28 protein-coding genes are annotated in these 25,735 nt (G+C 62.2%); 18 read left to right on the top strand and 10 right to left on the bottom strand.

All coding sequences use genetic code 11. The features are described from left to right. Positions 1–27: 27 nt before the first annotated feature. From JHL16_RS22430 to JHL16_RS22415, 4 genes are all read left to right on the top strand, one after another. The gene (locus JHL16_RS22430; protein WP_200187030.1) at positions 28–525 is read left to right on the top strand and encodes an Lrp/AsnC family transcriptional regulator; all 498 of its coding nucleotides are present in this window, start codon (positions 28–30) and stop codon (positions 523–525) included. A 27-nt stretch (positions 526–552) separates the two neighbouring features. Further along, positions 553–1,590 carry a zinc-dependent alcohol dehydrogenase family protein gene (locus tag JHL16_RS22425; protein ID WP_200187029.1) on the top strand — a complete coding sequence of 346 codons (1,038 nt, stop codon included), beginning with the start codon at positions 553–555 and terminating at the stop codon, positions 1,588–1,590. A 71-nt stretch (positions 1,591–1,661) separates the two neighbouring features. Further along, positions 1,662–2,075: a hypothetical protein gene (locus JHL16_RS22420; RefSeq protein WP_200187028.1), complete on the top strand. Its 414-nt coding sequence runs from the start codon at positions 1,662–1,664 to the stop codon at positions 2,073–2,075. 3 nt (positions 2,076–2,078) lie between these two features. After that, positions 2,079–2,522: a VOC family protein gene (locus tag JHL16_RS22415; protein WP_246771005.1), complete on the top strand. Its 444-nt coding sequence runs from the start codon at positions 2,079–2,081 to the stop codon at positions 2,520–2,522. A gap of 96 nt (positions 2,523–2,618) precedes the next feature. On the opposite strand, the gene JHL16_RS22410 is transcribed toward JHL16_RS22415, so the two are convergent. Beyond that, the gene (locus JHL16_RS22410) at positions 2,619–3,158 is read right to left on the bottom strand and encodes a GNAT family N-acetyltransferase (protein ID WP_200187027.1); all 540 of its coding nucleotides are present in this window, start codon (positions 3,156–3,158) and stop codon (positions 2,619–2,621) included. Positions 3,159–3,382: 224 nt separating this feature from the next. On the opposite strand from JHL16_RS22410, the gene JHL16_RS22405 reads away from it, so the two are divergent. Together JHL16_RS22405 and JHL16_RS22400 are read left to right on the top strand one after the other, a co-directional pair. Further along, positions 3,383–4,882 (top strand): CoA-acylating methylmalonate-semialdehyde dehydrogenase, encoded by a 1,500-nt coding sequence (locus JHL16_RS22405; RefSeq protein WP_200187026.1) that lies wholly within the window; start codon positions 3,383–3,385, stop codon positions 4,880–4,882. Positions 4,883–4,884: 2 nt separating this feature from the next. After that, the gene (locus tag JHL16_RS22400; protein WP_200187025.1) at positions 4,885–5,202 is read left to right on the top strand and encodes a hypothetical protein; all 318 of its coding nucleotides are present in this window, start codon (positions 4,885–4,887) and stop codon (positions 5,200–5,202) included. A gap of 27 nt (positions 5,203–5,229) precedes the next feature. Here the strand turns inward: JHL16_RS22400 and JHL16_RS22395 are convergent, their stop codons facing one another. The 3 genes from JHL16_RS22395 to JHL16_RS22385 all read right to left on the bottom strand — a co-directional run bounded on the left by JHL16_RS22395 (position 5,230) and on the right by JHL16_RS22385 (position 7,298). Then, complete coding sequence (locus tag JHL16_RS22395) at positions 5,230–6,255, bottom strand: fatty acid desaturase (protein ID WP_200187024.1); 1,026 nt, start codon at positions 6,253–6,255, stop codon at positions 5,230–5,232. A 290-nt stretch (positions 6,256–6,545) separates the two neighbouring features. Next, positions 6,546–6,815, bottom strand: a complete 270-nt coding sequence (locus JHL16_RS22390; RefSeq protein WP_200187023.1) for a transposase — start codon at positions 6,813–6,815, stop codon at positions 6,546–6,548. A gap of 63 nt (positions 6,816–6,878) precedes the next feature. Next, positions 6,879–7,298, bottom strand: a complete 420-nt coding sequence (locus JHL16_RS22385) for a hypothetical protein (protein ID WP_200187022.1) — start codon at positions 7,296–7,298, stop codon at positions 6,879–6,881. Between the two features lie 916 nt (positions 7,299–8,214). Between JHL16_RS22385 and JHL16_RS35440 the strand changes: the two genes are divergently transcribed. Further along, positions 8,215–8,832: a LuxR C-terminal-related transcriptional regulator gene (locus JHL16_RS35440; protein WP_200187021.1), complete on the top strand. Its 618-nt coding sequence runs from the start codon at positions 8,215–8,217 to the stop codon at positions 8,830–8,832. Positions 8,833–9,026: 194 nt separating this feature from the next. On the opposite strand, the gene JHL16_RS22375 is transcribed toward JHL16_RS35440, so the two are convergent. Further along, positions 9,027–9,611 carry a hypothetical protein gene (locus tag JHL16_RS22375; RefSeq protein WP_200187020.1) on the bottom strand — a complete coding sequence of 195 codons (585 nt, stop codon included), beginning with the start codon at positions 9,609–9,611 and terminating at the stop codon, positions 9,027–9,029. Positions 9,612–9,725: 114 nt separating this feature from the next. Beyond that, the gene (locus JHL16_RS22370) at positions 9,726–10,148 is read right to left on the bottom strand and encodes a hypothetical protein (RefSeq protein WP_200187019.1); all 423 of its coding nucleotides are present in this window, start codon (positions 10,146–10,148) and stop codon (positions 9,726–9,728) included. 371 nt (positions 10,149–10,519) lie between these two features. Between JHL16_RS22370 and JHL16_RS22365 the strand changes: the two genes are divergently transcribed. Continuing rightward, the gene (locus tag JHL16_RS22365) at positions 10,520–10,840 is read left to right on the top strand and encodes a hypothetical protein (RefSeq protein WP_200187018.1); all 321 of its coding nucleotides are present in this window, start codon (positions 10,520–10,522) and stop codon (positions 10,838–10,840) included. 9 nt (positions 10,841–10,849) lie between these two features. Here JHL16_RS22365 and JHL16_RS22360 read toward each other — a convergent pair whose 3' ends face one another. The 3 genes from JHL16_RS22360 to JHL16_RS22350 form a co-directional block, all read right to left on the bottom strand. Further along, complete coding sequence (locus JHL16_RS22360) at positions 10,850–11,158, bottom strand: cupredoxin domain-containing protein (RefSeq protein ID WP_200187017.1); 309 nt, start codon at positions 11,156–11,158, stop codon at positions 10,850–10,852. 6 nt (positions 11,159–11,164) lie between these two features. After that, on the bottom strand, positions 11,165–11,689 hold the full coding sequence (locus tag JHL16_RS22355) for a DUF4142 domain-containing protein (RefSeq protein ID WP_200187016.1): 525 nt from the start codon (positions 11,687–11,689) through the stop codon (positions 11,165–11,167). Positions 11,690–11,778: 89 nt separating this feature from the next. Continuing rightward, positions 11,779–12,459 carry an RNA polymerase sigma factor gene (locus tag JHL16_RS22350; RefSeq protein ID WP_246771004.1) on the bottom strand — a complete coding sequence of 227 codons (681 nt, stop codon included), beginning with the start codon at positions 12,457–12,459 and terminating at the stop codon, positions 11,779–11,781. A 95-nt stretch (positions 12,460–12,554) separates the two neighbouring features. On the opposite strand from JHL16_RS22350, the gene zapE reads away from it, so the two are divergent. The 9 genes from zapE to JHL16_RS22305 all read left to right on the top strand — a co-directional run bounded on the left by zapE (position 12,555) and on the right by JHL16_RS22305 (position 23,662). Beyond that, complete coding sequence (gene zapE / locus JHL16_RS22345; protein WP_200187015.1) at positions 12,555–13,649, top strand: cell division protein ZapE; 1,095 nt, start codon at positions 12,555–12,557, stop codon at positions 13,647–13,649. 128 nt (positions 13,650–13,777) lie between these two features. Then, the gene (mdh, locus tag JHL16_RS22340; protein ID WP_137857169.1) at positions 13,778–14,740 is read left to right on the top strand and encodes a malate dehydrogenase; all 963 of its coding nucleotides are present in this window, start codon (positions 13,778–13,780) and stop codon (positions 14,738–14,740) included. Positions 14,741–14,817: 77 nt separating this feature from the next. Continuing rightward, positions 14,818–15,990, top strand: a complete 1,173-nt coding sequence (sucC, locus tag JHL16_RS22335; RefSeq protein WP_200187014.1) for an ADP-forming succinate--CoA ligase subunit beta — start codon at positions 14,818–14,820, stop codon at positions 15,988–15,990. Positions 15,991–16,177: 187 nt separating this feature from the next. Continuing rightward, on the top strand, positions 16,178–16,555 hold the full coding sequence (locus tag JHL16_RS22330; protein WP_200187013.1) for a hypothetical protein: 378 nt from the start codon (positions 16,178–16,180) through the stop codon (positions 16,553–16,555). Next, on the top strand, positions 16,555–17,433 hold the full coding sequence (gene sucD, locus JHL16_RS22325; protein ID WP_200187012.1) for a succinate--CoA ligase subunit alpha: 879 nt from the start codon (positions 16,555–16,557) through the stop codon (positions 17,431–17,433). Before JHL16_RS22330 ends, sucD begins: the two co-directional genes overlap by 1 nt. Positions 17,434–17,488: 55 nt before the next feature. Beyond that, positions 17,489–20,437, top strand: coding sequence for a 2-oxoglutarate dehydrogenase E1 component (locus JHL16_RS22320; RefSeq protein WP_200187011.1), 2,949 nt, complete (start codon positions 17,489–17,491; stop codon positions 20,435–20,437). A gap of 6 nt (positions 20,438–20,443) precedes the next feature. Continuing rightward, on the top strand, positions 20,444–21,679 hold the full coding sequence (gene odhB / locus JHL16_RS22315; protein ID WP_200187010.1) for a 2-oxoglutarate dehydrogenase complex dihydrolipoyllysine-residue succinyltransferase: 1,236 nt from the start codon (positions 20,444–20,446) through the stop codon (positions 21,677–21,679). Positions 21,680–21,842: 163 nt separating this feature from the next. Further along, positions 21,843–23,234: a dihydrolipoyl dehydrogenase gene (gene lpdA / locus JHL16_RS22310; protein WP_200187009.1), complete on the top strand. Its 1,392-nt coding sequence runs from the start codon at positions 21,843–21,845 to the stop codon at positions 23,232–23,234. A 116-nt stretch (positions 23,235–23,350) separates the two neighbouring features. Next, entirely contained in the window at positions 23,351–23,662 is a 312-nt protein-coding gene (locus tag JHL16_RS22305; protein WP_200187008.1) for a GIY-YIG nuclease family protein, read from the top strand. 80 nt (positions 23,663–23,742) lie between these two features. Here the strand turns inward: JHL16_RS22305 and JHL16_RS22300 are convergent, their stop codons facing one another. Beyond that, complete coding sequence (locus JHL16_RS22300) at positions 23,743–25,074, bottom strand: NAD(P)/FAD-dependent oxidoreductase (RefSeq protein WP_200187007.1); 1,332 nt, start codon at positions 25,072–25,074, stop codon at positions 23,743–23,745. Between the two features lie 136 nt (positions 25,075–25,210). Between JHL16_RS22300 and JHL16_RS22295 the strand changes: the two genes are divergently transcribed. Next, positions 25,211–25,735, top strand: a complete 525-nt coding sequence (locus JHL16_RS22295) for a GNAT family N-acetyltransferase (protein WP_200187006.1) — start codon at positions 25,211–25,213, stop codon at positions 25,733–25,735.

Below are 25,735 nucleotides of genomic sequence, written 5' to 3'. Positions count from 1 at the left end.
CAAATGGCACTCGGCGGGAGGAAGACTATGAAAGACAGCGACGCATCCGTGAGGCTCGATCATCTCGACCTCAAGATCCTGGCCAAGCTGCAGACCGATGCCCGCATCACCAACCAGGAATTGGCCGATGCGGTGGGCTTGTCGCCCAGTCCCTGCCTGCAGCGCGTCAAAAGGCTGGAGCGGGCCGGCATCATCGCGATGTACCAGGCTCAGGTCGACATCAACAAAGTGTGCCGGCATGTCGACGTCGTCGCCGCCGTCACCCTGAACAGCCACGGCCTCGAGGATTTCAACGATTTCGAAAAGATGGTCGCCGACATGCGATATGTCGTCGAATGCACCAAGGTCTCGGGGACCATCGATTATCTGGTGCGTTTCATCTGCCCCGATATCGGCTCCTATCAGATGCTGTCGGACGAGCTCCTGAGGCTTGGTCCCAAAGTGGGAAACTTAAGCTCCTATATCGTACTGAAGGCGGTGAAGCCCTATCGCGGCGTGGTGCTCGACGATCTGGTGTCGCCGTAGCTTGGATCCTGGGCTAAAACACCTTCCATGAAAGCCGTCTTTTACGAAGCCTTCGGGCAGCCGCCCGTTCTCGCCGACCTGCCCGATCCTACCCCTGGTCCCCACAGCGTGGTGGTCAAGGTCGAGGCCACCGGCCTCTGCCGCAGCGACTGGCATGGCTGGATGGGCCATGATCCCGATATCGTCCTGCCGCATGTGCCGGGCCATGAGTTGGCCGGTGTCATCGTTGCGGTCAGCGCGCAAGTCCGGTGCTGGCGCGCTGGCGACCGCGTCACGGTGCCTTTCGTCGGCGGCTGCGGCAGCTGTCCCGAATGCGCCAGCGGCAATCAGCAGGTCTGCGAGAAGCAATTCCAGCCGGGCTTCACCGCCTGGGGCTCCTTCGCCCAATATGTCGCCATCGATTATGCCGACATCAATCTGGTCCGGTTGCCGGACGAGGTCGATTTCGCCACCGCCGCGAGCCTCGGCTGCCGGTTCGTCACCTCCTTCCGCGCGATCGTCGACCAGGGCCGCGTCGGGCCCGGCGAGTGGGTGGCGGTGCATGGCGCGGGTGGCGTCGGGCTTTCCGCCATCATGATCGCCAGCGCCATGGGCGCCAATGTCATCGCCGTCGACCTCTCGCCCGAGAAGCTGGCTTTGGCCAAGGAGTGCGGGGCAACGACGGGGATCGATGCGGCGACGATAAAGGACGTGCCGTCGGCCATCCGCGAGCTGACGCATGGCGGCGCCCATGTCTCGATGGACGCGCTGGGTTCGCCGGTCACATGTTTCAATTCGATCGCGTGCCTGCGCCGGCGCGGCCGCCATCTGCAGGTCGGCCTGATGCTTGCCGAGCATGCCCGGCCGCAGATCCCGATGGACAAGGTGATCGCCCATGAGATCGAGATCCGCGGCAGCCACGGCATGCAGGCGCATCGTTATCCGGCGATGATGGAGATGATCCTGGCGGGCAAGCTCAAGCCGCAGAAGCTGCTCGGCAAGACACTGAGCCTCGCCGAGGCGCCGGCGGCCCTGATGGCGATGGACAGATTCGCCGGCACGGGTATCAGCATCATCGCGCCGTAACCGGGCATGGTTAACGGCTTGGCAAGGACAGGGGCGCAGACTGGATACGACATCCAGGAAAGTGCCGTGCCATGCCCACGACCGCAGTGCCTGACGCCCCGGCTTTCACCTTGACCTGTCCGGCCAAGGACAGTCCCGACCATGAGGTGCAGGCCATCCGGGCGCGGGGCAACCTGCCTTTGATGATCGACGACCGGTTGCTCGCCGAGATCGCCAAGGGTGATCTCGCCGAAAGCTGGGAAACGGCGGTGCATCTGCCGGCCACGGCCCTTGCCGACATGAGCCGGCTCGCGGGCTCCAGGCTCGCCAATGTGCTCGACGACAATATCAGCTCGGCCGATCTCACCGATGTGGTGAGCGATGCGGCGGTGCTGTTCCTGCTCGCCATGCGGCGCGCCGGGGTCAAGAGTCCCGACGATATCGGACCCTGCACTTTATTGTGGGACGAGGAGCGCCGGCAGGAGCTCATCCTCAAACGCGCGTGAGCCATGGCCGAGACTGAAGCCTTCATGCCGGCGCCCGAGCTGGGCCGGTCTTTCCGGCCGGGCCTCGGCGTCAATCTCCTGATGCGCGATGTCGGCGAAGGCGTGCGTTTCGCCAGAGAGGTGCTGGGCGCCACCATTCTTCATGCCGATGCCGATTTTGCCGCCATCCGCTTCGGCGACAGCGTGTGGATGCTGCATCACGACAATACCTATCGCGGCAATGTGGTGCGGGGCCTCGTCGAAGGCCTGGAAGGCCGCGGCGCCGGCGTCGAGCTCAGGATCTATGGTCTTTCACCGGACGAGGCGGAAGCCCGGGCGCGCGCGCAGGGCTTCACCGTGCTGGCGGGATCGATCGACAAGCCGCATGGGCTTCGCGAATGCGTCATCCTCGACCATGAAGGTTATGTGTGGGTGCCGGGTATCGGTATTCCCGATCCGACAAGATAAAGTCCGGAGCCTGGTTTCGGCCGATCCAGCGCGGACGTGTGCGCTCCTGCTCGGGCAGGCCCGAGCGGACGACGTGCCAATAATGATGCGGGTCCATCAGCGCCGCCAGTCGAACACCGCGGTGACGAAGCCTTGCGCGTCATGCACGAATTCGTCGAGGAGCGACATGGGCGTGGGGCCGGCCGGCGTGACCTCGCCCGCCACTTCACCTTGGGCGAAAGAGAGGCGCGCGCCGAACTTGCCGGCGATATGGCGCATGCGGGCGTTCTCGGTGAGGCAGATCATATGGAGGCGCGTCACGCCGCGATTCTGCGCGGTGGTGAGGATGCGGTCCATCAGCTCGCTGCCGAGGCCCTGGTCTTGCCAGTCGCCCTCGACGGCGAAAGCGGCCTCGGCATCGGGCGCCATCCCGCCGAATATGCCGCGCAACTCGGCCGATGCGCGGATCTCGCCGTCGATGAAGACGCCGAAGATGGTGGCGTCCAGCCTAAAGGCGGTATCGACATAGGCGTCGATGAAATCATCGGTGGTGACGCCGCCGAAGCGCAACCGCCTTGCCTCTGGGTCAAGGCGCTTCAGATGGGCGCGCAACGCCCCCAGATCGCCCAGCCATAACTTACGCAAAGTCTTGTTCATAATAGATAAGTCCGGTCTCACACTGTGATTCCGACCTGGACTGTCCATCCCTAACGTGACAGAAGTTATGCTGCATTGCATCAAAATCAAGGAGATTTTTTGTGCAGTGCATGATGGAAATTCCGGCAGCGCAGGGCTGATCCGAACGGCTTTTTGGCGCATGTTGCTGACCGACAAGGCGTCTATAGCCATCAGGGCGCCGATAGCGCCATGCGGAGGATTTCATGACCAAGACCATCGGACATTTCATCGGCGGCAAACGCGTCGAGGGCAAATCAGGCCGCTTCGGCGACATCTTCAACCCCAATACCGGTGAGCTTCAGGCCAAGGTGGCGCTCGCGTCCCAGGCGGAAGTGCGCGCGGCGGTCGCCAATGCCAAGGCGGCGCAGCCCGAATGGGCGGCGAAGAACCCGCAAGTGCGCGCCCGCGTGATGATGAAATTCCTCGAGCTCGCCAATGCGCATCGCGAGGAGCTGGCGCTCTTGATCTCGATGGAGCACGGCAAGACCATTCCCGATGCCTTGGGCGATCTGCAGCGCGGCCTCGAAGTCGCGGAATTCTGCACCGGCATTCCGCATCTCCTCAAAGGCGACTTCACCGACGGCGCCGGCCCCGGCATCGACATGTATTCGATGCGCCAGCCGATCGGCATCGCCGCCGGCATCACGCCGTTCAATTTCCCGGCGATGATCCCGTTGTGGAAGGCCGCGCCCGCCATCGCCTGCGGCAATGCTTTCATCTTGAAACCGTCTGAGCGCGATCCATCCTGCCCGATGCGCCTCGCCGAGCTCTTCCTCGAAGCGGGTCTGCCGCCCGGCATTCTCAATGTCGTCAATGGCGACAAGGAAGCCGTCGATGCGGTGCTCGATGATCCCGATGTCGGCGCTGTCGGCTTTGTCGGTTCGACGCCGATCGCCGAATATGTCTATTCACGCGGCACTTCGCACGGCAAACGCGTGCAGTGCTTCGGCGGCGCCAAGAACCACATGATCGTGATGCCCGATGCCGATATGGACAAAGCAGTCGATGCGCTGATCGGCGCCGGCTATGGCTCGGCGGGCGAGCGCTGCATGGCGATCTCGGTCGCCGTGCCGGTGGGTGAAGCCACCGCCGACGCGCTGGTCGCCAAGCTCATCCCGCGCGTCGAGAAGCTCAAAGTCGGCCTCTCGACCGACCGCGAGGCCGATTACGGTCCGCTCGTGACCAAGGCGCATCTCGACAAGGTGAAGTCCTATATCGATCTCGGCGTCAAGGAAGGCGCCAAGCTCAAGGTCGACGGCCGTGGCTTCAAGATGCAGGGCTACGAAAACGGCTTCTTCCTCGGCGGCTCGCTGTTCGACAATGTCACCAAGGATATGCGCATCTACAAGGAAGAGATCTTCGGACCGGTGCTGTCGGTGGTGCGTGCCAAGACCTATGAAGAGGGCCTGACCCTCGCCAATGACCATGAATATGGCAATGGCGTCGCCATCTTCACGCGCGACGGCGATGCGGCGCGCGATTTCGCCTCGCGCGTTCAGGTCGGCATGATCGGTATAAACGTGCCGATCCCGGTGCCGCTCGCCTATCACACCTTCGGCGGCTGGAAGCGCTCGGCCTTCGGCGATCTCAACCAGCACGGCCCCGATGCGGTGCGCTTCTATACGCGCACTAAGACGGTGACGTCGCGCTGGCCATCCGGCATCAAGGAAGGCGCGCAATTCTCCATTCCGACGATGCGCTGACGATGCGAGAGATCGAGAACGCGCTTGCCGCTGTCCAGGTCCTGAGCTTCAGGCTGCCGATGCTGTGGGCGATGGCGTTCTCGCCTAGCCCCGAGCGGCGCGCCGAAGCGGTGAAGATGGTCGCCGAGAAACAGATGGCTATGGCGGAAGGCCTCAATGCGGCGGCGCTTTCGGCGCTCGCCACCTGGATGAAACTCGCCTCGGGGGCTAAGGTTTCGGCGCCGGCAGCAACGACCAGGATGATCAAAGCGGCGACGCGGCCCGGCGAAAGACGCATGCGCGCCAATGCGCGCAGGCTCTCGCGCCGCAAGCGTATCTGATCAGGTTGAAAGGCGTGGATGCGCGGCTCAGGCCGGCTGCAGCGCTTCGTGGAAGGAGACCAGGCGCCGCTTCTTCTCGTCCCACAGTACAAGTCGCACGGACCGCAAGCTCTCGAGCAGAGTCAGGCGGCCGACCTGGTGAAGCTCGGGGCGGTCGCGCAAGACTTCCGGCAGGCGGTAAAAGGGAATGCGGCTCGACAGATGATGCACGTGGTGCACGCCGATATTGGCGGTGAACCAGCGCAAGATGGGCGGCAGGTCGTAATGTGAACTGCCATGCAGCGCCGCCTCGTGGAAGCTCCAGTCGCCATCATGCTCCCAGAAGGTCTCCTCGAACTGGTGCTGGACATAAAACAGCCAGACGCCGATCGCCGCAGCCAGGAACGTAATCGGCAGATGAACGAGCAGGAACGGCACAAGGCCGACCAGCCAGATCGCCAGCCCGGCGAGCAGCGCGATCGCCGCGTTCGTCGCCATGGCGCTCAACCAGGGCCGCCAGCCATTGTGCATCAGGCCCATCGGCAGCCGGTGGCGCAGAAGGAACAGATAGGCCGGCCCAATGCCGAACATCACGGCCGGGTGGCGGTACAGGCGATAGAGGCGCTGCCGCCAGGGCGTCCGCGCCTGAAACTCCGACACCGTCAGCGTGTCGATGTCGCCGATGCCACGGTGATCGAGATTGCCCGAGGCCGCGTGATGCAGGGCATGGGAATGCCGCCAGTAGTCGTAAGGCGTCAGCGTCAGCACGCCAAGGATCCGTCCGACCCAGTCATTGGCGAGCCGGTAGGAGAAAAATGAGCCGTGGCCGCAATCATGCTGGATCAGGAACAGGCGGACGAGAAAGCCCGCCGCCGGCACCACCAGGAGCAATCCGATCCAATAGCCGGCGTCCACGGCGGCCCAGATCGCCAGCCAGAGAAGCAGGAACGGCACGACCGTGATCGCCAGTTCTACGAGGCTGCGCGCGTTTCTCGGTTCGCGATAGGGAGCCAGGTGCTTCATGAGCTCGCGGGCATTGGGCGCAACTCCGGTGTTCCGGGGTTGTTCTTGCATGAGGGGCTCCTGACCGGCTGGAAGGCGCGAACTTGTGGGCCGCGCCGCTTATTGTTTCCATCGGTGGGATCCGTTCCCCGATACTCAAGCCAATGGAGCGAGATGAAACTCGCCTGTTAAAATCGACGTCTAGAGCTTCCAGCGTCCGGCGTCTATTCAATATTGAGTGTGCTCACGGGGCGGCGGCCTGATGCGTCCCTTCATTTTGGGATGCAGGCGGCGATATTAGCCAAATGTTCCTGATGTCTCCCTGCCGATCGCCGGATCTCTCCAGCGGCGGTGGCCCCCAGCTAACGCTCGTCCCGCTTGGTCATCACGGGACTCTTCACGCCGAAATCGCCGGCATGAAGATGCGAGGCCTGGCGCGGCGACAAAGGACGCGGTGACCGGTCGTCGAATACCAAGGGCAGGCGGCTGATCGCCAAGCGCCGCCACTGGCTGATCAAGTTGGGATGCAACCCATGGCGGATCGCCAGCTCGGCCACAGTCGCACTCCGGCGGATCGCCTCCAAAGCGATGCGGGCCTTGAAGTCGGCCGAGAATCGCCTGCGCGTCTTCATGATGGATCCACCCTCCCGTCAAAATGATCCATCCGATCATCGTTCCTGACTGCGGGAGGGCCGCTATTTGCCGGACCTCGCGCAGAACTCATCCAAATAGGGTATCAGCTCATCACGCCGCGAGCTGCCGCAAAAATACAACAGGCCTGGACCATTCCCTTTGCCCGAGCCGATATTGAAGTTGCCCTGCCCGTTGCCCTGCCCATTGCTCGGGCTGTTGCCTCCGCTGCCGCCAGGACCACCACCAGGCCCGCCGCCGGGATCCGGGAGGGCGTCGCCATTGCCGTTTCCGTTCCCGTTGAAATCTCCGATATTGCCATTGCCGTTGCCATTGCCGTTGAAGCTGCCGACATTGAAGTTGCCGTTGCCATTGCCGTTTCCATTGCCGACGTTGAAATTACCGTTGCCATTGCCGTTGTTGCCGGCCATGACGCCGCTCGTCATGAGCGCGATCACGACCGATGCAGTTAAGGTCATCTTCATGGTCATACTCCTCGGCGGGGTGCGACTTGTTCCGGGCGATGCAATCGCCGGTGTCACGTTCCCGGCATCCATCCAATTCCCGCACTGTCGCGATAACAGCGACGGTCATATCTTTTTCGCAGAGGCTCGATGTGTTTACTACTTGGCCAGGTAGCTTAGGCCGTTAGGCCAGACCAGATATATCCTTCGATATAAGCTGCGGGTGGCGCCGTCCCGGTGACCGTCATCGACATATTGATCCGACGACTGAAGTTCCATCTCAAATTAGGCGCTAAGACCATCATGAGTTGATCGCAAGCTTCGTCTTCGCTCATTCTGACACGCGCGGCATGCGTGGGACGTGAGATCATGATTGAACGACAAATTACGATCGCACTTTAACAGAAAGTAATTTTACGCGCGTTTTAACGACTTTCAGTTTCTTCCGTTGCGTGATATGTTGGTCGGATGGGGATGCCCCGCCTAGTGCGGCGGTCGAAGACCGATGTAGCTCAAAAAGCAAAGGCACCCTTGTGAACCATATGGCAAATCCGATTGCGAATGGACTCTCCTGTCAAGATTGTTCGGCGCGTTTCGCGTTGACGCTCTTGCCGGGGCTCATTCGGCTCGACTGATCATTCGCCATCATGGCCACTGCAAGGAAACGCCTCTTCGTGTGTAGGTAGCGTATGCGTGTTCGCTTCGGCTTGCCTGGCAGCAGGCGTAACCGAAGAACTGGTTAGTTGATGCGTTGTGGGAGGCGCCCATGATCACGTTACGAGGAGTGGGGCAAGACGAAACCGAACAGAAGGCAGACTTTCTTCATCTGACGGCATCCAGCATTTCAGCGTCGATAGGCGACTCCCCAGGACCGGAGCACGGCACTGGGAACGGCGCCGATCGCGGGAGCAAAGTTCCGGGTGATACGGCTTGCCTGGTGGCTGTGGTCGAAACCAGAAGCCTGCTCCGCGATTGCATATCCCAGCTGCTGCTGAAATACAGTGGGGTATCGGTCAAGAGATGCGTCACGATCGGTGAGCTTCTTCTGGACGGGCCGGATCACAGGCCGGATCTGATCATCCTGGGCGCGGCCAATAAATCGCGCCAGGAAGCGCTGGATGAGATCTCCATACTGCGCGAAAGCGATTTTACCTGCCGCCTCATCATTTTGACCGACAGCTGCGATCCGAGCTTCGTCGCCGATGCGCTCCGGCTTGGCGCGCAGGGCATCGTGACGACGTCTTCGAGCGCCGATGTGGCGGTGGAGGCTTTCCGACTGGTGATGGCCGGTGGAACATTCATCCCGACGGAAGGTCTCGCCGCCACGTCGCGGCCGCTGCATATGAACGGCAAGACTCAGGGACAGCTGACGGCGCGCGAGGAGCAGATCATCACCTTGCTTAGGTGCGGAAAGCCCAACAAGCAGATCGCCCGCGAGCTCGGCCTGTCGGAGGGTACCGTGAAGGTGCATCTCCACAATATCATGAAGAAGTGCGGGGTCGCCAACCGCACCCAGATCATCGCGCTTCCCTCCCTGCCCAAGTTCCATTCATAGCGAAAAAGCGGAATAAGTCCCGTCACGGTTGACGGGACTTGTCTTCGAACGGCATGGCATAGGCCATGCCCCCGCAGCGGGGGTAGAAAAACCCCGGCACAAGGCCGGGGTCATCGAGGTGCAGGCAGCAGGGGATCGGGGAAGAACTGCCTGGGGAGGGCTGCGAGCCTGTCAGACCCGCAGGAAGTGCTGCGTCACGGATTTCCGTTGAAGTTGCCGTTCCAGTTTCCAACATTGTGATTGCCGTTGCCCGAACCACCGTTGAAGTTGCCATTGAACACGCCGCGATTGCGGTTGCCGTTGCCGTTGCCGGAATTGAAATTGCCATTGAGGGCGCCGAGATTCTGGTTGCCGTTGCCGCTCCCCGAATTGAAATTGCCGTTCAATCCACCAATGTTGTTGTTGCCGTTGTTCTGGCCGGAATTGAAGTTGCCGTTGAAGGCGCCGACATTGTTGTTGCCACTGGTGCTATCGGCATTGCCGTTGCCGTTGAAGGCGCCGATATTGCCAGTGCCGCCATTATTGGCGCCGATATTGCCCTGTCCAGTATTGTTGTAGCCGATATTGGCGTTGCCACCGAAGATCGCTCCGCGCAGCTGGTCATGACTGGGGAGATCCACGACCGGTTGGTAGAGAGCCCGCTCTTGCGGTGCCGTCGGCGGGACAAGGGGCAAAGCGCCACATGGCGCCGCCGCCAAGCCAATAAAAAGCGCTGCCACTGATGTGGTTTTCATCTGTTCCTCCACGACTGCCCGCCCGACATCGAGCGGCGCCTGCACCTTGCTTACCTCTGTGATGGCCCGGGCCGGTGGACGGACCGGCCCGGGCCGCTGGACTCGCGCTTATGGCCAAGGGTACGGACTGCGAGTCCCGCTGACGCGTTCGCCTCGGATTTACGGGTTGAAGTTGCCGTTGCCGCCGCCGTTGAAGCTTCCGAGGTTGTTGTTGCCGTTGCCATTGCCGTTCAGGCCGCCGCCGCCGCCCCAACCGTTCACGTTGCCGTTGAAGTTGCCGTTGACGCTGCCGAGGTTACGGTTGCCGTTGAAGTTACCGTTGCCGGAGCCGAAATTGGCATTGCCGTTCACATTGCCATTGGCATTTCCGATGTTGAGATTGCCGTTCACATTGCCGTTCCCGGAGCCGATATTGGCGTTGCCGTTGCCGTTGCCATTGGCGCTGCCGAGATTGGCATTTCCGTTGAAGTTTCCGTTGAAGCTGCCGATGTTACCATTGCCATTGCCGTTGCCATTGTTGGCGGCGGCCGCAAAGGTCGTCATCGCTGCGATCATGGCGGACGCGATGATGAGTCTCTTCATGGGTATACTCCTCGTGACGCAAGAGGGCGACTGGCGGCACCAGTTCCGGCGTTGTCGCAATGCGGTAGCCACCATGATCTTGCATTACACTGTGGTGCGACGGGCAATTCTTCGCAGACGACAGCGGCGTTTACTATTTAGCCAGAATGCATAGGCCGTTCAGCCGACGCGCTTACGCCTTTCGGTATAGGCAGGCGGTCGGTTCACGACTCGCGTGTCCCGATGGAACGCGTCCTTCATCATTCGGTAAGCTTTCGGTGCGAGTCTCTTATGCCTAGCACGGAGCGTCGCTTGATGCTCCGGGGCCCGCCTGACCGAAACGGCATAAGACCTCCGGCCAAACGGCGTCTCGGACCGAGATGGAGGTTTGCATGTCGTCGACCCATGTCCGGCGCGCCCCGCTCATTGCTCTCGCCGCCGGTTTTTTCATCCTCACCATGCCTCTCGTCAGCCATGCGCAATTCGCCATGTGCGGCGAGCGGGCGCAGATCGTCGAGCAGCTCAAAGTCAAATACAAGGAAACGCCGCAGGCCGTAGGCATCGTCTCCGACAATGGCGTCGCCGAGCTCTTCGTATCGGAGCAAGGCACCTGGACGATGCTGATGACGCTGACGAGCGGCAAAAGCTGCATCATCGCCGCCGGCCATTCCTGGGATGCCGTGCCGACGCTTGCGCGCGGCACGGGCATCTGAGTCCGGTGATCACGGCGCCACGATGATGCGGCCCTTCATATTGGGATGAAAGCGGCAGTAGTAGTCGAGCGTGCCGGCTTTATCGACGACGACGCTGCCCGACTTTTTGACAGGCAGCTGGACGTCCCAGCCGCCTTTCACTGACGCTGTGTGAACGAAGGTGTCCTTGTTCACCCATTCAATCGTGTCGCCGATCTTCGCCGCGATCTCGGCGGGCGAGAAGGCCATTTTCTCGATCGTCACCTCGATGGTGGCGGCTTGCGCCATGCCGGCGCTCAGGATCAGCGTCGGCATGGCGACCAAGAGAAGATGTCTCATCCGTCTCTATTTCAGCGCTGCGGCGACATGCTCGGCATGCTGCTGATGGCCCTGGAACAGCTTGAGGCCGGTCTCCAGCAGGCCCTTGAGCTCGGCATTCTGCGCCGAGGGAATGAGCAAACCTTCGAGCGCGCTATTGACCTGCTTGTGGTACGCCACTTCGTTGTCGACATAGGCCTTGTCGAAGGCGGCGCCCTCGAGGCCCGAGAGCTTGTCGCGCTCGGCCGTGGCGGCCTTGGACAGCGCCTGGCTGGTGGCATTGTCCTCGGGCGTGACATTGAGCTTCTTCACCAGGTCGAGCGCCTGCTGCTTGACCGCCTCGTGGTCGCGCAGCATGCTCTCGGCGAACGCGACGACCTCCTTGTTCTTGGATTTGGCGATGGCCTGCTTGGCCGCCTCGACATCGATGGCGCCGGCGGTATAGGCGATGTGGGCGATCTGGGGATCGCTCGGCTTATCGGCCGCGGTGGCGAGGGACAATGAACCGGCGAGGCCGAGAGCGGCGACGGTGGCGAGCAGTCTTACATGCATGAGCTTCTCCTTTGCCCGGCGCGTTGCCGGGCTTTTGTTGTGGGCGACAATGATTGGATGAAGCGGGCCGAGAAAGGTTCCTGGGTAGCTCAATTGGGGAGGCCCAGGCGTTTCATGACTGAAACAGTCAGTCGCTCACAGCGCCGACCGGCAAAGGGAAAGGCATCGAGCAGCAAGGGGCCGATCTGCTCGTCGAGCTTGCGGCGCACCAGAGCGCGGGCCCGGTGCAGGCGCGTCTTCACCGTCTGCGGCTTGATCCCGAGAAGCTCGGCGGTCTCCTCCAGGCTCAATCCCTCGATGACACGCGCCACGAAGACGGTGCGGTAGACATCGGGCAGCGCGTCAGTGGCCTGTTCGACCAGCGCCAGGATCTGTCTCTGTGCCATGGTTCGTTCCGGATCTTCAGTGCCGGCATTGAGCGGGAAGGGAATGATCTGGGCGTCGTTTACGGTTGTGTCCATCATCACCGTCGCGGCGCGTTGCCTTTTACGCAGGCGGCCCAGCGCCTCGTTGATGGCGATGCGCGACAGCCAGGTCGCGAGGCTAGCCTCGCCGCGGAAGGTGCTGAGATGCGCGAAGGCCGTCACATAGGTTTCCTGGACGATGTCCTCGGCCTCGCTGTCATTGCGGATGATGCTGCGGGCAAGGCGGTACAGCTTCTGATTATGCTGGCGCATGATGAGGCGGAAAGCCTCCGCCTCGCGCGCCATCGCCCGGCGGGCCAAGTCCATGTCCTCCGGCGCGGCAATGCCTTGATATGGCTGTGGCATAGACATCCTCCTTACTCGTAGATGCCGCCCGGAGGAAATGGTTCCCGGATTTTTGCGACGGTTGCGCCGAAACACGCTCCACGCCATAAGGCGGCATGGGGTTCTGGGCGGATTATCAGGACAAGATCGCAAGCGGCGCGTTGAAACCCGACGAGGCGCAGGGCGCCATCGCGCGTAAGCTCGACCATCTGGCCGAGGCGCTCAAGGATTATGCGCCGAAGCCCGCCGGCTTCTTCGCGCGGCTGACCGGTGCGAAGAACGGGCCGGCGCCGAAAGGCCTCTATATCCAGGGCGAGGTTGGGCGCGGCAAGACGATGCTGATGGACCTTTTCTGCGCCCATGCCGATATCGAACCCAAGCGGCGGGCGCATTTCCACGCTTTCATGCAGGACATCCATGCCCGCCTCCATGCCGCGCGCCGCGGCGCCAAGGATCCGCTGCTGACGGTCGCGAATGCGGTCGCGGCGGAAGCGCGGCTGCTTTGTCTCGACGAAATGCAGATCGCCGACATCGCCGATGCGATGATCGTCGGCCGGCTGTTCGACATCCTCTTCCAGCGCGGCAGCGTGGTGGTGACGACCTCAAATCTCAAGCCGGGCGATCTTTATAAGGACGGCCTCAACCGCCAGCTGTTCCTGCCCTTCATCAAGCTCATGGAAGAGAAGCTCGATGTGGTGACGCTCGACAGCCCGACCGATTACCGGCTCGGCCGCGTCAGAGGACGTGAAACTTTCATCCATCCTCTAGGTCCCGACGCCGACCGCAAGCTCCAGGAACTGTGGGTGAAGCTCACCGACACCGAGACCGGCGCGGCCACGGCGCTCGACGTGCTTGGCCGCAAGCTCCCGGTGCCGCAGGCGGCGCATGGCGCGGCACGCTTCACTTTCGCCGATCTCTGCGAGGCGCCGCTCGGGCCGCCCGACTACCTGGCGCTGGCGCAGAATTTCCGCACTCTGTTCATCGAACATATTCCGGTGCTGACGCCGCGCCACCGCAATCCGTCGAAGCGCTTCATCCTGCTCATCGACACGCTCTATGACGCGCATGTGAGGCTCGTCGCCTCCGCCGAAGCGGTACCGGAAGCCCTCTACAGTGAAGGTCACCACGCACAGGAATTCCTGCGCACCGTCTCGCGCCTGCAGGAAATGCAGTCGGCCTCCTGGTGGGGTGCAAAAATCGTCGAAACTTGACGTTTTGGTCAATAATTCCCGAATGAATTCTTGAAGATGTCAGGCGATGGGCGTACAGGTTCCGTCGCTTTTGCACTGCGAAAAGGCGCGCGTAACGCGTTGACCTGCACGTCACAGGGAAAATACAAATGGCAAGAAATAAAATTGCGCTGATCGGCGGTGGCATGATCGGCGGGACTCTCGCACATCTGGCCTCCTTGAAGGAGCTGGGCGACATCACGGTGTTCGATATCGCCGAGGGCCTGCCGCAGGGCAAATCGCTCGACATCGCGCAATCGGGTCCGGTCGAAGGTTTCGACGCAAAGCTCACCGGCACCAACAAATATGAAGCCATCGAGGGCGCCGATGTCGTGATCGTCACCGCCGGCGTGCCGCGCAAGCCGGGCATGAGCCGCGACGACCTGCTCGAGATCAATCTCAAAGTCATGGCGCAGGTCGGCGCCGGCATCGCCAAATACGCGCCCAAGGCCTTCGTCATCTGCATCACCAACCCTCTCGACGTCATGGTCTGGGCGCTGCAGAAATATTCAGGGCTGCCCGCCAACAAGGTGGTGGGTATGGCCGGTGTGCTCGACTCGGCCCGCTTCCGGCATTTCCTCGCCGAGGAATTCAATGTCTCGGTCGAGGACGTCACCGCTTTCGTGCTCGGCGGCCATGGCGACACGATGGTGCCGCTCACCCGTTATTCGACCGTCGCCGGCATTCCGGTTCCCGATCTCGTCCAGATGAAATGGACGACGCAGCAGCGCATCGACCAGATCGTGCAGCGCACCCGAGACGGCGGCGCCGAGATCGTCGGCCTGCTCAAGACCGGCTCTGCCTATTACGCGCCCGCCACGTCGGCGATCGCGATGGCGGAATCCTATCTGAAGGACAAGAAGCGCGTGCTGCCCTGCGCGGCGCAGCTCACCGGCCAGTATGGCATCGAGAATTTCTATGTCGGCGTGCCGGTGGTGATCGGCGCCAACGGCGTCGAGCGCATCGTCGAGATCAAGCTCGATGGCGATGAAAAGACCGCCTTCAAGAAGTCGGTCGATGCGGTGAAGGGCCTGATGGACGCGGCGAAGAAGATCGCCCCCGATCTCGCCTGATCTGAACCACAATCCGTCATCCCGGCACGCACCGGGATGACGTTCTTGCGCCGCGACGACGAAGTGAGGGAGACGCCATGAATATTCACGAATACCAGGCCAAACAGGTTTTGAAAGCCTATGGCGTGCCGGTGGCGCATGGCCTGCCGGCCTTCTCGGTGGACGAAGCGGTGAAGGCCGCCGAGACGCTCGGCGGTCCGGTCTGGGTCGTCAAGGCGCAGATCCATGCCGGCGGGCGCGGCAAGGCCGGCGGCGTCAAGGTGGTGAAGTCGATCGACGACGTGAAGAGCGAGGCCAAACGGCTTCTCGGCTCGACGCTCGTCACTCATCAGACCGGCCCTCAGGGCAAAGTGGTGCAGCGGCTCTATATCGAAGAGGGCTCGGCCATCGACAAGGAGTTCTATCTGGCGCTTCTCGTCGACCGCGAGACCTCAAGGCTCGCTTTCGTCGTCTCGACCGAAGGCGGCATGGACATCGAGAAGGTCGCGCATGACACGCCCGACAAGATCATCAATGTCTCGATCGATCCCGCTACCAATATCTGCCCGCATCATGTGCGCGCCATCGCCAAGGCATTGAAATTGCCTATGAGCGGCCCGCAGCAGAAGCAGCTCGCCAAGCTCGTCACCGAGCTCCACCGCGCTTTCGTCGAAAAGGATATGAGCCTGCTCGAGATCAATCCGCTGATCGTGACCAAAGCGGGCGACATTCTCTGCCTCGACGCCAAGATCAATTTCGACAGCAACGCGCTCGACCGTCATCCCGACATCAAGGAGCTGCGCGACGTCACCGAGGAAGATCCCAAGGAGATCGAGGCGTCGAAATTCGATCTCTCCTATATCGCGCTCGACGGCACGATCGGCTGCATGGTCAACGGCGCCGGCCTCGCCATGGCGACGATGGACATCATCAAGCTCTATGGCTCGGAGCCCGCCAACTTCCTCGATGTCGGCGGCGGCGCGTCCAAGGAGAAGGTCGCGGCGGCGTTCAAGATCATCACCGCCGATCCCAAGGTGAAGGGCATCCTGGTGAATATCTTCGGCGGGATCATGAAATGCGACATCATCGCCGAAGGCGTGGTCGCGGCGGTGAAGGAAGTCGGCCTCAAAGTGCCGCTGGTCGTCCGTCTCGAAGGCACCAATGTCGAGCTCGGCAAGCAGATCCTGCGCGACTCGAAGCTCAACGTCATCGCCGCCGATGATCTCGACGACGCGGCGCAGAAGATCGTCAAGGCGGTGGGCAAGGGCTAATGCGACAACGCGCGGACATTACCCTCCCCCTTGCGGGGAGGGTCGGCCCAAAGGGCCGGGGTGGGGGTCGGGTGGTCTCTCCATCTGAACTTCGCGCGATGAGTGTGAGCCGTTCCTGTGATACCACCCGACCCCCACCCCTAACCCCTCCCCGCAAGGGGGAGGGGAATATGGTCGGTGAGGCTACATGAGCACGCCGCACTATGTGGGATATGCGCTCTTTATCGCCGGATGGACCAGCTTCATCTGGGCTCCGGTGATCATCGGCTTCACCGCTGGTAGCTCTCGTTTTAGATGGCCAGCTGCCATTGGTGTCGCGGCATCCCTGCTCGCCATTTTCAGCGTGCTCTTCTTTGCAGGAGAGCCAGCGATCAAGCCCGATCCGGACTGCGAGAGTCTGGAGGAGCTTGAAAAGATCCTCTGCCGGGAAGGTCAAATAGCCCAGGCGTGGATCCGTGGCACGATGATGCTCACCATGATCCCTGCAGCGCTCCTTGCTTCAGTAATTTTCTATTTCGGCTGGCGGAACGGCCGTAACATCGAAACTCGAAAGGTTGCCCATTAATGTCCATCCTGATCGACAAGAACACCAAGGTCATCTGCCAGGGCATCACCGGCAATAACGGCACTTTCCATACCGAGCAGGCGATCGCCTATGGCACCAGGATGGTGGCGGGCGTCACGCCGGGCAAAGGCGGCATCACCCATGTCGGGCTGCCGGTCTATGACACGGTGGTGGAAGCGCGTGACGCGACGGGGGCTGATGCCACTGTCATTTATGTGCCGCCGGCCTTCGCGGCGGACGCCATCTCGGAAGCGATCGAGGCGGAGATCCCGCTCATCGTCTGCATCACCGAAGGCATTCCGGTGATGGACATGGTCAAGGTCAAACGCTCTCTCACCGGCTCCAAGTCGCGCCTCGTCGGGCCCAACTGTCCGGGCATCCTGACGCCGGGCGAATGCAAGATCGGCATCATGCCGGGCAATATTTTCCAGAAGGGCTCGGTCGGCATCGTCTCGCGCTCAGGTACGCTCACTTATGAAGCGGTGTTCCAGACGACGCAGGAGGGCCTGGGCCAGACCACGGCCGTCGGCATCGGCGGCGATCCGGTGAAAGGCACCGAATTCATCGACGTGCTCGAGATGTTCCTCGCCGATCCCCATACGGAATCGATCATCATGATCGGCGAGATCGGCGGCTCGGCCGAAGAAGACGCGGCGGAATTCATCCGCAAATCGAAAGTGAAGAAGCCGATGGCTGGCTTCATCGCCGGCCGCACTGCGCCGCCCGGGCGGCGTATGGGCCATGCCGGCGCCATCATCTCAGGCGGCAAAGGCAAAGCCGAAACGAAAATCGAAGCGATGAAGCGCGCGGGCATCGCGATATCGGATTCTCCCGCCGCCCTCGGAAAGACATTAAAGCATGTCTTGAAAGGCAAGTGACTCTTTCTATGTAGCAAGGAGGAGGGCCGGACAGGGTTCCCGGTTCTTGATGGAAATGAACAAGACAGATCTCACGACCGCTTTCGAGCAGACATCCTTCCTCTATGGCGGCAACGCCCAATTCATCGAGCAGCTTTACGACAAGTTTCTTGAGAATCCCGCTTCCGTCGATCCGGCGTGGCGGCAGTTCTTCGGGACACTTGCCGATGACAAGGAGGCGACCAGGAAGCAGTTGAAAGGCCCGTCCTGGGCCAGGCCCGATTGGCCGCAAGCCCAGAATGGCGAGCTGATCTCGGCGCTCGATGGCAATTGGCCGGCGGCGGAAGCGCAGGTCGGCGCCAAAATCGCTGCCAAGGCCAAGGAAAAAGGCCAGGCGCTTTCCATCGAGGAAGTGCGCAAGGCGACGATGGACTCGGTCCGCGCGCTCATGATGATCCGCGCCTATCGCATGCGCGGCCATCTCGCCGCCGATCTCGATCCGTTGAGACTGCGCGAGCCGGTGCCGCAGCCCGAGCTCGATCCCAAATCCTACGGCTTCACCGATGCCGATCTCGACCGGCCGATCTTCATCGACAAGGTGCTGGGCCTCGAGCAGGCGACCATCCGCCAGATGGTCGATATCCTGCAGCGCACCTATTGCAATACGCTCGGCGTCGAGTTCATGCATATTTCCGATCCCGAGCAGAAAGCCTGGATCCAGGCCCGCATCGAGGGGCCGGACAAGGAAATCTCCTTCACGCCGGAAGGCAAGATCGCCATTCTCGGCAAGCTCATCGCGGCGGAAGGCTTCGAGCATTTCCTCAATGTGAAATATACCGGCACCAAGCGCTTCGGCCTCGATGGCGGTGAATCGATGATCCCGGCGCTCGAGCAGATCGTTAAGCGCGGTGGCCAGCTCGGCATGCAGGACATCGTGCTCGGCATGGCGCATCGCGGCCGTCTCAACGTGCTCGCCAATCTGATGTCGAAGCCGTTCTCGGCGATCTTCCACGAATTCAAGGGCGGCTCTTCGACGCCCGACGAGGTCGAAGGCTCGGGCGACGTCAAATATCATCTGGGCTCCTCGTCCGACCGCGAGTTCGACGGCAACCGGGTGCATCTCTCGCTCACCGCCAACCCCTCGCATCTCGAGATCGTCGATCCGGTGGTGCTCGGCAAGGCGCGCGCCAAGCAGGATCAGCGCGGCGACAAGGAACGTATCACGGTGCTGCCGCTCCTCATCCATGGCGATGCGGCTTTCGCGGGGCAGGGCGTGGTGGCCGAATGTTTCGGGCTTTCCGGTCTGCGCGGTCACCGTTCCGGCGGTTCGATCCACTTCATCGTCAACAACCAGATCGGCTTCACCACGAGCCCGTTCTGGGCGCGCTCCTCACCCTATCCGTCCGACGTCGCCAAGATGATCGAGGCGCCGATCTTCCATGTGAATGGCGATGATCCGGAAGCGGTGGTGTTCGCGGCGAAGATCGCCATCGAATTCCGCCAGAAGTTCAAGAAGCCTGTCGTCATCGACATGTTCTGCTACCGCCGGTTCGGCCATAATGAATCGGACGAGCCGTCCTTCACTCAGCCCCTGATGTACAAGCGGATCTCGGCGCATCAGACGGTCGTGGCGCTCTACAGCAAGCGCCTGATCGATGGAGGCGTGCTGACGCCTGACCAGCTCGAGGCGATGAAGGCCGAATATCGCAAGCATCTCGACGATGATTTCTCGGCGTCCGAATCCTACAAGGCCAACAAGGCCGATTGGCTCGACGGTCGCTGGGCGCATTTGAGCTATGCCAAGGACGCCGATGACCCGCGCCGCGGCCAGACCGGCTACGATCTCGCCAAGCTCAAGGAAATCGGCCTCAAGCTCAACAAGGTGCCGAAGACCTTCAAGCCGCACCGCACCTTGCAGCGCGTCCTCGATGCCAGGCGCAAGACGATCGAGGAAGGCCAGGGCATCGACTGGGCGATGGCCGAGCAATTGGCCTTCGGCACGCTGCTGCAGGAAGGCTTCCCGGTCCGGCTCTCGGGTCAGGACGTGCAGCGTGGCACCTTCTCGCAGCGCCATGCGGTGCTGGTCGACCAGGATACCGAGAAGCGCTACACGCCGCTCAATCACCTGGTGAAGCACCAGGAAGTCAAGATCAACGTCATCAACTCGATGCTGTCGGAAGAGGCCGTGCTCGGCTTCGAATATGGCTACTCGCTGGCCGAGCCCAACACGCTGGTCCTGTGGGAAGCGCAGTTCGGCGACTTCGCCAATGGCGCACAGGTGGTGTTCGACCAGTTCCTGTCGTCGGGCGAGCGCAAATGGCTGCGCATGTCGGGTCTCGTCTGCCTCCTGCCGCATGGCTATGAGGGCCAGGGCCCGGAACATTCCTCGGCCCGGCTCGAGCGTTATCTGCAGATGTGCGCCGAGGACAATATGCAGGTGGCGAACTGCACGACGCCCGCCAACTACTTCCACATCCTCAGGCGCCAGCTCCGGCGCGACATCCGCAAGCCGTTGATCCTGATGACGCCGAAGTCGCTTCTGCGCCACAAGCGGGTGGTTTCGGCGCTCGCTGAAATGGGGCCGGAAACCTGGTTCCACCGTCTGCTGTGGGACGATGCGCAATATTCGGGCGGGCTCGTCGCCGACGACAAGATCCGCCGTGTGGTGATGTGCTCAGGCAAGGTCTATTACGATCTCTTCGAGGAGCGCGAGAAGCGCGGCCTCAAGGACATCTATCTCTTGCGCGTCGAGCAGCTCTATCCCTGGCCGCACAAGGCGTTGATCCAGGAGCTTGGGCGCTTCAAGCAGGCCGAGATGGTGTGGTGCCAGGAAGAGCCGCAGAATATGGGCGCCTGGACCTTCGTGCAGCCCGGCATCGAAAGGGCGCTCGACTATCTCGGCGCCCAGCACAGGCGGCCGCGCTACACCGGCAGGCCCGCTTCCGCCGCGACGGCGACGGGCCTGATGAGCAAGCATCAAAAGGAATTGAAGGCGTTTCTCGAAGACGCGCTTGGGGAGAAGTAAATAACCATGGCAAAGGAAATCCGCGTCCCGCAGCTCGGTGAATCGGTTACCGAAGCGACGATCGGCAAATGGTTCAAGGCGCAAGGCGAGGCGGTGAAGGTCGACGAGCCGCTGGTCGAGCTCGAGACCGACAAGGTCACGGTGGAAGTTCCAGCACCTGCCGGCGGCGTGCTCGCCTCGATCGCGGCGCAGCCCGGCCAGACGGTGAATGTCGGTGCTCTTCTCGGCGCCATCGAGGAAGGTGCGGCCGCAGCCGTAGCCGCGCCCAAGGCGGAAGCCAAGAAGTCCGCCGAAATTCCACCGCCCGCGCCGGCCGCCGTCGCCGCCGAAGCCAAGCCGCTGTCGCCGGCGGTGCGCAAGATCGTCGAGGAAAACAAGCTCGATCCCAGCGCCATTGCCGGCACCGGCAAGGACGGACGCCTCACCAAGGGCGATGTGCTGGGTGAGGTCGGCAAGCCTGCGGCACCGGCGCCGGTCGCCTTCGTGCCGCCGCCCGCACCCACGCCGTCGGCGCCCCGCGTGGCGTCGCCCCAGGCCGATGCCGAGCGTGAGGAGCGCGTGCGCATGTCGCGCCTGCGTCTCACCATCGCGCGCCGTCTCAAGGACGCGCAGAACACCGCCGCGATGCTCACCACCTTCAACGAGGTGGATATGAGCCACGTGATGGCGCTGCGCAATCAGTACAAGGAAGTGTTCGAGAAGAAGCACGGCGTGAAGCTCGGCTTCATGAGCTTCTTCGTGAAGGCGGTCATCCAGGGGCTGAAGGAGATCCCGGCGGTCAATGCCGAGATCGACGGCGATGACCTCGTCTACAAGAACTACTATCACATCGGCGTGGCGGTCGGCACCGACAAGGGCCTCGTCGTGCCGGTGGTGCGCGACGCCGACCGGCTGTCCTTCGCCGGCATCGAGAAAACGATCAACGATTACGGCAAACGGGCGCGCGACGGCCAGTTGCAGATCGCCGAAATGCAGGGCGGCACCTTCACCATCTCGAATGGCGGCGTCTATGGCTCCTTGATGTCGACGCCGATCCTCAACGCGCCGCAGTCGGGCATTCTCGGCATGCACAAGATCCAGGAGCGCCCGGTGGCGGTGGGCGGCCAGGTGGTGATCCGGCCGATGATGTATCTGGCGCTTTCCTATGACCACCGCATCGTCGACGGCAAGGAAGCCGTGACCTTCCTGGTGCGCGTCAAGGAAGGCCTCGAAGATCCGCAGCGCGCGCTGCTCGATCTTTAGAATGAACCACTTCCGCAACCTCCTCACGCTGAGGTGCCCGGCGCAGCCGGGCCTCGAAGCGCCCGGCAGGATGGAGCGGAGATGCGGCAACACACCCTTCGAGGGCCGCTTCGCGGCCACCTCAGGGTGAGGGTAGTAGTTGATCAGAGAGGCAATCTTAGAAATGGCTGATCCCTTCGACATCACCATCATCGGCACCGGCCCCGCTGGCTATGTGTGCGCCATCCGTGCCGCCCAGCTCGGCATGAAAGTCGCGGTGATCGAAAAGCGCGCCACCCATGGCGGCACCTGTCTCAATGTCGGCTGTATCCCGTCCAAGGCGTTGCTGCATGCCTCCGAGCTTTTCGCCGAAGCCGGGCACTCCTTCGCCAAGATGGGTATCGGCGTCTCGCCGACGCTCGATCTCAAGCAGATGATGGTGTTCCGCCAGGAAGCGATCGACGGCAACACCAAGGGCATCGACTTCCTGTTCAAGAAGAACAAGATCACGCCGATCCGCGGCACCGCGAAGATCGTCGCTCCCGGCAAGATCGAGGTCGACGGCAAGGACATCGTCGAGACGAAGAACATCGTCATCGCCACCGGCTCCGACGTGGCGGGCCTCAAGGGCGTCGAAGTCGATGAGAAGCAGATCGTGTCCTCGACCGGCGCGCTCGTCCTCGACAAGGTGCCGGAGACTCTGGTGGTCATCGGCGCCGGCGTGATCGGCCTCGAGCTCGGCTCGGTCTGGGCCAGGCTGGGCGCCAAGGTCACGGTGATCGAATATCTCGACCGCATCCTGCCCGGCATGGATCTCGAAACGGCGAAGAATTTCCAGCGCCTCCTCACCAAGCAGGGCTTCACGTTCAAGCTCGCCAGCAAGGTGACGGGTGCGGAGAAGACCAAAACCAAGGTGAAGCTCAGCGTCGAGCCGGCGGCCGGCGGCACTGCCGAGACGATCGAAGCCGACACGGTGCTGCTCGCCGTCGGGCGCGTGCCCTTTACGAATGGCCTCGGCCTCGATGAAGTCGGTGTCAAGCGCGACGGTAAGGGCCGGGTCGAGGTGGGCGATCATTTCGAGACCAATGTGCCGGGCATCTATGCGATCGGCGACGTCATTCGCGGCCCCATGCTCGCGCATAAGGGTGAGGATGAAGGTGTGGCGCTGGCGGAACTCCTCGCCGGCCAGGCGGGCCATGTGAATTACGCCGTCATTCCGAGCGTCGTTTATACGACACCCGAGATCGCCGCGGTCGGTAAGACCGAGGAGGAGCTCAAGGCGGAAGGCGTTGACTACAAGGCCGGCAAGTTCCTGTTCCTCGCCAATGGCCGCGCCAAGGCCAATCAGACGACCGACGGCTTCGTGAAGATCCTTGCCGACGCCAAGACCGACCGCGTGCTGGGCGCCCATATTCTCGGTGCCCAGGCCGGCGAGCTGATCCACGAGGTGGCGGTGCTGATGGAATTTGGCGGCTCGGCGGAAGACCTGGCGCGCACCACCCACGCCCATCCGACTCTGGCTGAAGCGGTGAAGGAAGCCGCGATGGCCGTCGCGGGAAGAGCGATCCACTCGTAAGCGGCGCCACGCTCTCTCCGTTCTATACCGTCTCCCAACCATTTTACCGTCATCCCGGCGAAAGCCGGGATCCATTAGGCTGTTGCAAATACGCAGCAGTACATTATCTTGCGGGAATGCGCGAGGAGAAGGTTCCCGCCGTCTATATTCTTGCGAGCAAGCGTTACGGCACGCTCTATATCGGCGTGACGAGCGATCTTTGCAGCCGTGTTGCGGCGCATAAGGAAGGCAAAATTCCGGGCTTCACCCGTGACTACGGTGTGAAGAGCCTCGTCTGGTACGAATTCCTCGACACCATGGAGGATGCCATCAAACGCGAGAAGCAACTGAAGGAATGGCAGCGGAACTGGAAGATCGAGCTGATCGAGAGACTCAATCCGACTTGGCGAGATCTCTTCGAGGAGGCATGTGGCGCTTGGCTTGAGTAGATATTGTTCTGATGGAGTTTATTGGATCCCGGCTTTCGCCGGGATGACGGTGGAGGGGCGGGGCTTTGTAACTTTTATCGTCACAACCCCGTGGTCGGCCGCGGGTTGGTGCCGTCGAAATAACGCGTGTAACGGAAGGGCTCCGGATCGACGCAAGGTGTGGCGCCGGTGACGAGATCGGCCATCAGCTTGCCGGCGCCGGGGCCTAGGCCGAACCCATGCCCAGAGAAGCCGGTCGCGAGATAAAGCCCCGGCAATTGCGCGAGGGGCGACATCACCGGCACGGCATCGGGTGTCGCGTCGATGACGCCGCCCCAGCGCTGCGCGATTTCGAGATCGCGGAAGGCCGGGAAATACTCTTTCAGGCTCGCCGCCGCCTCATCGAGGATCGCGGTGACGGGCTCGGGATCGAGGATGCGTACTTCCTCGAAAGGCGATGTTTCGTCCAACGCCCAGCGGCGCTTGAGCCGCGCCTCGTCGAAGAAGCGCTTGCCAAATCTCAGGCGCAATCCGCTCCAGTCGACTTTCAGAGCGGGCAGGAATTCGCGGAACAAGAGGAATGAATCGGGCAGGATATCGGCCACCGACAGATGCCGATGGGCGATCGTGTAGCCGCCGTCGAGCCGCTTTCGCAGCGAGAATTTGCCGGCCGAGCAGGAACGCTCGAGCGGCGTCTCGATCGGGGCGGTACGCATCACCGAATTGACGACCGAGAGCTGCGGGAAAGGAATGTCGAGATTGCCGAGAAAACGGCGCGACCAGGCGCCACCCGCCAGCACCACCGTATCACAGGCGATGCGGCCCTTCTCGGTGACGACCGCCGACACTTTGCCGGCCGACGTTTCGAGGCCGCGCACCGCGCATTGGGTGAGGATCCTGGCGCCCTTCCTGCGGGCGCCCTGCGCCATCGCGGGGGCGGCCATGAAAGGCTCGGCGCGGCCGTCGGCCGAGGTGAAGAGGCCGCCCTTCCAGCGCCGTGTCGCGCCGGGCTGCAGGCTCTCGGCCTCTTCGCCCGAGACGATGCGCGTGTCGAGGCCGAAAGGTTTGGCATTACGCTCCTGCCAGCTCTCGCGCGCCGCCAGCTCCGCATCGGTCTCGCAAAGATAGATGATGCCGCTTTGGCGAAAGCCGGTCTCGCCGCCGATCCGGGCGTTCATGCCGCGCCAGGCTTCGAGCGCCACCAGGATCAGCGGAATCTCGCGGGGATCGCGGCCCATCTGACGGCACCAGCCCCAATTGCGGCTCGATTGCTCACCGGCGATGACGCCTTTTTCGAGGAGGGTCACGTCGATGCCACGCTCGGCCAGCTCGAGCGCCGTCGCGACCCCAATGATGCCGCCACCGATGATCGCGACCGCAGTTTGTTTCGGGATTTCCGTATCGGAATAGACGTGATCGGGCGTGACGGGCATGACGGCGCCTTGAGTGCTGGGTGTTGCTTTCGTAGCCCGCTTTAGGGAAAAGCTCCACAAGACCTTGGTCGTCCCGCCTTCGATCATCGCGTGGCGAGGCAAGCGCCGAAACGCGGCATCCTGCCGGGAGAAAGTCATGGCTACAGATCAGCATCCAATTCCGCGTATTGCGCCTACGCTCACGACGGAACGGCTGATCCTGCGCCCCATCATTCTCGACGACTTTGCCGGCTATGAGAGACTGATGGCTTCGCCACGCTCCGTCTATATGGGCGGGCCTTTCGACCAGGCGGCGGCCTGGGGCCTGTTCTGCCATGAGGTGGCGCTCTGGCATCTCGCCGGGCATGGCGGATTGTCGATCGAGCTTCGTTCGACTGGCGCTTGCATCGGCCAGGTCGGGATCAATCATGGACCGCTGTTCCCGGAGCGTGAGCTCGGGTGGCAGCTTTATGAGTCTTATGAAGGCAAAGGCTACATCAGCGAGGCGGCTCGGGCTCTCTTGAATTGGGCCTTTGGCGAGCTCGGCCTGACCACCCTCATCAGCTATGTCGATCCCGGCAATAGCCGGTCGATTGCGGTTGCACAGCGTCTCGGCGGCGTCTTGGATTCTTCGGCGCCCCGTCAGGACGAGTCCGATCTCGTCTTTCGCTACACACCATAG

This window comes from Taklimakanibacter albus (assembly GCF_016595235.1).
GTDB lineage: Bacteria > Pseudomonadota > Alphaproteobacteria > Rhizobiales > Aestuariivirgaceae > Taklimakanibacter > Taklimakanibacter albus.
The sequence above is the reverse complement of the archived record's forward strand: the minus strand, read 5'-3'. Positions and strand labels throughout refer to the sequence as shown.

Coding starts and splice junctions, on each gene's coding strand:
- JHL16_RS22430 (WP_200187030.1), top strand. CDS start 28: ATGAAAGACAGCGACGCATCCGTGAGGCTCGATCATCTCGACCTCAAG.
- JHL16_RS22405 (WP_200187026.1), top strand. CDS start 3,383: ATGACCAAGACCATCGGACATTTCATCGGCGGCAAACGCGTCGAGGGC.
- JHL16_RS22330 (WP_200187013.1), top strand. CDS start 16,178: ATGAGCACGCCGCACTATGTGGGATATGCGCTCTTTATCGCCGGATGG.
- zapE (WP_200187015.1), top strand. CDS start 12,555: ATGGGGTTCTGGGCGGATTATCAGGACAAGATCGCAAGCGGCGCGTTG.
- JHL16_RS22355 (WP_200187016.1), bottom strand. CDS start 11,689: ATGCATGTAAGACTGCTCGCCACCGTCGCCGCTCTCGGCCTCGCCGGT.
- JHL16_RS22365 (WP_200187018.1), top strand. CDS start 10,520: ATGTCGTCGACCCATGTCCGGCGCGCCCCGCTCATTGCTCTCGCCGCC.
- JHL16_RS22390 (WP_200187023.1), bottom strand. CDS start 6,815: ATGAAGACGCGCAGGCGATTCTCGGCCGACTTCAAGGCCCGCATCGCT.
- sucC (WP_200187014.1), top strand. CDS start 14,818: ATGAATATTCACGAATACCAGGCCAAACAGGTTTTGAAAGCCTATGGC.
- odhB (WP_200187010.1), top strand. CDS start 20,444: ATGGCAAAGGAAATCCGCGTCCCGCAGCTCGGTGAATCGGTTACCGAA.
- JHL16_RS22320 (WP_200187011.1), top strand. CDS start 17,489: ATGAACAAGACAGATCTCACGACCGCTTTCGAGCAGACATCCTTCCTC.
- JHL16_RS22350 (WP_246771004.1), bottom strand. CDS start 12,459: ATGCCACAGCCATATCAAGGCATTGCCGCGCCGGAGGACATGGACTTG.
- JHL16_RS22305 (WP_200187008.1), top strand. CDS start 23,351: ATGCGCGAGGAGAAGGTTCCCGCCGTCTATATTCTTGCGAGCAAGCGT.
- mdh (WP_137857169.1), top strand. CDS start 13,778: ATGGCAAGAAATAAAATTGCGCTGATCGGCGGTGGCATGATCGGCGGG.
- JHL16_RS22300 (WP_200187007.1), bottom strand. CDS start 25,074: ATGCCCGTCACGCCCGATCACGTCTATTCCGATACGGAAATCCCGAAA.
- sucD (WP_200187012.1), top strand. CDS start 16,555: ATGTCCATCCTGATCGACAAGAACACCAAGGTCATCTGCCAGGGCATC.
- JHL16_RS22420 (WP_200187028.1), top strand. CDS start 1,662: ATGCCCACGACCGCAGTGCCTGACGCCCCGGCTTTCACCTTGACCTGT.
- JHL16_RS22415 (WP_246771005.1), top strand. CDS start 2,079: ATGGCCGAGACTGAAGCCTTCATGCCGGCGCCCGAGCTGGGCCGGTCT.
- JHL16_RS22400 (WP_200187025.1), top strand. CDS start 4,885: ATGCGAGAGATCGAGAACGCGCTTGCCGCTGTCCAGGTCCTGAGCTTC.
- JHL16_RS22360 (WP_200187017.1), bottom strand. CDS start 11,158: ATGAGACATCTTCTCTTGGTCGCCATGCCGACGCTGATCCTGAGCGCC.
- lpdA (WP_200187009.1), top strand. CDS start 21,843: ATGGCTGATCCCTTCGACATCACCATCATCGGCACCGGCCCCGCTGGC.
- JHL16_RS22395 (WP_200187024.1), bottom strand. CDS start 6,255: ATGCAAGAACAACCCCGGAACACCGGAGTTGCGCCCAATGCCCGCGAG.
- JHL16_RS22385 (WP_200187022.1), bottom strand. CDS start 7,298: ATGAAGATGACCTTAACTGCATCGGTCGTGATCGCGCTCATGACGAGC.
- JHL16_RS22425 (WP_200187029.1), top strand. CDS start 553: ATGAAAGCCGTCTTTTACGAAGCCTTCGGGCAGCCGCCCGTTCTCGCC.
- JHL16_RS22370 (WP_200187019.1), bottom strand. CDS start 10,148: ATGAAGAGACTCATCATCGCGTCCGCCATGATCGCAGCGATGACGACC.
- JHL16_RS22410 (WP_200187027.1), bottom strand. CDS start 3,158: ATGAACAAGACTTTGCGTAAGTTATGGCTGGGCGATCTGGGGGCGTTG.
- JHL16_RS22295 (WP_200187006.1), top strand. CDS start 25,211: ATGGCTACAGATCAGCATCCAATTCCGCGTATTGCGCCTACGCTCACG.